Genomic DNA, 3,552 nt, shown 5'->3' with positions numbered 1-3,552 from the left:
CGCATGGCATCCTCGCGCATGTGATCGTGATATTGGGCGTCTTCATCGTCGCCTTCCCCCTCTACCTGGCCTTTGTGGCCTCGACCCACACGGCGCAGGAAATCGTGCAGGCGCCCATGCCGATGCTGCCGGGCACCAACATGCTCGACAGCTACAAGGCCGCGCTGTTCGGGCGTGAATCCGCAGCCGGCTCCAACGCACCCGTGGCGCACATGATGTGGGTCAGCTTCGTCACGGCGATGGTGATCGCCATCGGCAAGATCACCATCTCGCTGCTGTCGGCATTTGCCATCGTGTACTTCCGCTTTCCGTTCAAGAAGACCTGCTTCTGGGCCATCTTCGTGACGCTGATGCTGCCGGTGGAGGTGCGCATTCTGCCCACCTACAAGGTGCTGTCGGACTTGAACATGCTCAACACGTATGCAGGCCTCACGGTGCCGCTGATTGCCTCGGCCACGGCAACCTTTTTGTTCCGCCAGTTTTTCCTGACGGTGCCAGAAGAACTGACCGAAGCATCGCGCATGGACGGCGCCAGCCCCATGCGTTTTTTCTTTGACGTGCTGCTTCCGCTGTCGAAGACCTCCATCGCGGCGCTCTTTGTCATCCAGTTCATCTACGGCTGGAACCAGTACCTCTGGCCGCTGCTGRCCACGACCAGTGAAGACATGTACCCGGTGGTCGTTGGCATCAAGCGCATGATCGCCGGCGGCGACGGCCAGAACGAATGGAATGTGGTCATGGCCACCGCGATTCTGGCGATGCTGCCGCCCGCCCTGGTGGTGGTGCTGATGCAGAAATGGTTCGTCAAGGGCCTGGTCGACACCGAGAAATAACAGCTGCAGCCCAGAGCGGCCCAGACTGCCAAGAACAACCAAGACACAACGGAAATACAGACATGGCATCCCTCTCATTCAACAACATCATCAAGCGCTACGGCTCCGGCAAAGACATGCTGCAGGTTTTGCACGGCGTGAACGCCGAGATCAATGACCACGAGTTCATCGTCATCGTCGGGCCCTCTGGCTGCGGCAAGTCCACCCTGCTGCGCATGGTGGCCGGGCTGGAAGAAGTCAGCGACGGGCAAATCTCCATCGGCGGCAAGGTCGTCAACGAGCTGGAGCCTTCGGAGCGGGACATCGCCATGGTGTTCCAGAACTACGCGCTTTACCCGCACATGAGCGTGTTCGACAACATGGCTTACGGCCTGAAGATCGCCAAAGTGCCCAAGGACGAAATCAAGACGCGCGTCGACAAGGCCGCCAAGATCCTCGAGCTGGGCCACCTGCTGGACCGCAAGCCCCGCGCGCTCTCGGGCGGGCAGCGCCAGCGCGTGGCCATGGGCCGCGCCATCGTGCGCCAGCCACAGGTGTTTTTGTTTGACGAGCCGCTGTCCAATCTGGACGCCAAGCTGCGCGTGCAGACCCGCCTGGAGATCCAGAAGTTGCACCGCGAACTCGGCATCACCTCGCTTTTCGTSACCCACGACCAGGTCGARGCCATGACMCTGGCCCAGCGCATGATSGTSATGAACGSCGGCSKSATGGAGCAGTTCGGCACGCCCGAAGAGGTYTACMACMSGCCSGCYWCCACCTTYGTGGCCAGCTTCATSGGCTCGCCGCCCATGAATTTGCTCAAGCAGGCGCCGAACACCGATTTCGGCGGCAAGCCCGGCGCCATTCTGGGCATACGGCCTGAACACTTGACGGTGGGCACCACGGGTTGGCCCGTGCAGGTCGACACGATTGAAATGCTGGGCGCCGAGCGCCTGCTGTACTGCCGCATGGGCAGCGAAGCCATCATCGTGCGCACCGACGAAAGCCTGTCAATCGCGCCCGAGATCGGCGCGACCATCCATGTCACGCCGCGCGCAGATCGCCTGCACTGGTTTGACTCGGAAACGGGCAAACGGATCTAATTTCCGGCTTTCGTCTCGTCTCCACAGGTCCTGAGCACACCCATGACAAACCCCGTATCAGCTGCCAACTGGCCCTACCCGCGCTGGGTAGCGCATCGCGGCGCCGGCAAGCTGGCGCCCGAAAACACCCTGGCCTCCTTCATGCTGGGCGCCAGCCATGGCTACCGCATGTTCGAGTGCGACGTGAAACTGAGCGCCGACGACGTTCCCTTTTTGCTGCACGACGCCACGCTGGAGCGCACCAGCAACGGCAAAGGTGTGGCTGGCGAGTTGAGCTGGGAGGCGCTGGCCAAGCTTGACGCCGGCGGCTGGCATTCCCCGGCGTTTGCCGCGGAGGGCCTCGCCAGCTTTGAGCGCATCGCCCGCTTTTGCCTGGACAAGGGCTACTTCCTCAATATCGAGATCAAGCCCACACCGGGCATCGAGAGTCACACCGGCACTGTGGTGGCCAACGAAGCGGCCCGGCTGTGGCAGGACCAAGCCATTCCCCCACTGCTGACGTCCTTCCAGCCGCTGTCCCTTGAGGCGGCCAGGCGCGCCCAGCCGCAGTTGCCACGCGGCCTGCTGCTCGACCAACTCCCGGCCAACTGGCTGGAAACGGCGACCGGCCTGGACTGCGTGGCCATCGTCTGCAACCACAAGCTCTGGAACGCCGATACGGTGGCCCAGGCCAAAAAAGCCGGGTTCAAGTTGCTGAGCTATACGGTGAATGACGAAGCGAACGTGCAGCGGCTGCTGGCCCTGGGCACCGACGGCATCATCACGGACGCAGTGAACGTCTTCAAGCCCGATTTGTAGTCGGTATTCGAAGGGACTTTAGAAATTCAATTACCGGATGCAGGGCAAGGCGCACGGAGCGCAGGACACCGGAATGCACTTGGGTGCATGAGGATTCCGAGCACCGCGCAACGCAGCCATGCGCCCGGCCATTGGATTTACAAGCCCCTTCAGGCCCGCCAGGCGCCCAGCAAAACCCACTGGCAGACGGCCGCGCCGACCACCATGGCGGCATACGTCAGCATCTTCCCGTCATGGCCGAAGAACACCAGCCCGGCCACCAGCACCACCACGTTTACTACAAAAACAATAGCTGCTTGCGCATACCAGGTCTGGGCTAAAGGCATTTTTGATCTAAATAATCCACCCATAAGCTGAGTTGCCAACACCAGCAGCAGGGCCACCGCGGCGGCCGGCAGGACAAGATTGAGCAGGTGATTGGCCAGCAGGTAAAAGGTCATGCGCGTAGGGGTAGTTAAAAACTCGCCTGGCTTCAGAGCAGATCCAGAACAAGCTTCAAAACGGCCAAAAAAAGGACTATCAGGGCGATTGTCCGGCCTTTGTACCGGCCTGACCGCTTCAATTTTATAATCGAAGGATGTCAGTCTGGGCCCTTGGGCTAAACCACAACACCGCACCGCTCGATTTGCGCGGCCGGTTCGCCTACGCCCTGGACCAGGTCGAGCCCACTTTGCGCGGTTTGCGCGAGTCCCTGGCCCGCCAGCCCGAGGCCACGCTGCTCTCTACCTGCAATCGCACTGAAATCTACTGCGCTGGCGAAAAGAACGACCTGGACCACACGCTGGACTGGCTGGCACACAACGGCGGCGTCTCGCCCGCCCTGCTGCGCTCACATGCCT

At 61.4% G+C, this 3,552-nt stretch carries 4 protein-coding genes and 1 pseudogene; 4 read left to right on the top strand and 1 reads right to left on the bottom strand.

Annotation, left to right across the window (positions count from 1 at the left end):
• Positions 1-8: 8 nt before the first annotated feature.
• The 3 genes from ugpE to ugpQ all read left to right on the top strand — a co-directional run bounded on the left by ugpE (position 9) and on the right by ugpQ (position 2,713).
• The gene (gene ugpE, locus AC1D1X_RS18550; RefSeq protein ID WP_477698847.1) at positions 9-833 is read left to right on the top strand and encodes a sn-glycerol-3-phosphate ABC transporter permease UgpE; all 825 of its coding nucleotides are present in this window, start codon (positions 9-11) and stop codon (positions 831-833) included.
• Positions 834-895: 62 nt separating this feature from the next.
• Positions 896-1,915 (top strand): sn-glycerol-3-phosphate ABC transporter ATP-binding protein UgpC, encoded by a 1,020-nt coding sequence (gene ugpC, locus AC1D1X_RS18545; RefSeq protein WP_477698846.1) that lies wholly within the window; start codon positions 896-898, stop codon positions 1,913-1,915.
• 42 nt (positions 1,916-1,957) lie between these two features.
• Positions 1,958-2,713 (top strand): glycerophosphodiester phosphodiesterase, encoded by a 756-nt coding sequence (gene ugpQ, locus AC1D1X_RS18540; RefSeq protein WP_477669827.1) that lies wholly within the window; start codon positions 1,958-1,960, stop codon positions 2,711-2,713.
• 149 nt (positions 2,714-2,862) lie between these two features.
• Here ugpQ and AC1D1X_RS18535 read toward each other — a convergent pair whose 3' ends face one another.
• Positions 2,863-3,153, bottom strand: coding sequence for a hypothetical protein (locus AC1D1X_RS18535; RefSeq protein ID WP_477669828.1), 291 nt, complete (start codon positions 3,151-3,153; stop codon positions 2,863-2,865).
• A gap of 137 nt (positions 3,154-3,290) precedes the next feature.
• Here AC1D1X_RS18535 and AC1D1X_RS18530 point away from each other — a divergent pair.
• Positions 3,291-3,552 (top strand): annotated as a pseudogene (locus AC1D1X_RS18530) (glutamyl-tRNA reductase); the annotation flags it as partial.

Source organism: Polaromonas sp. P1_G4 (assembly GCF_056405475.1).
Note: the sequence above shows the minus strand (reverse complement) of the source record. Positions and strands in the feature narration are given on the sequence as shown.

Coding starts and splice junctions, on each gene's coding strand:
- ugpQ (WP_477669827.1), top strand. CDS start 1,958: ATGACAAACCCCGTATCAGCTGCCAACTGGCCCTACCCGCGCTGGGTA.
- AC1D1X_RS18535 (WP_477669828.1), bottom strand. CDS start 3,153: ATGACCTTTTACCTGCTGGCCAATCACCTGCTCAATCTTGTCCTGCCG.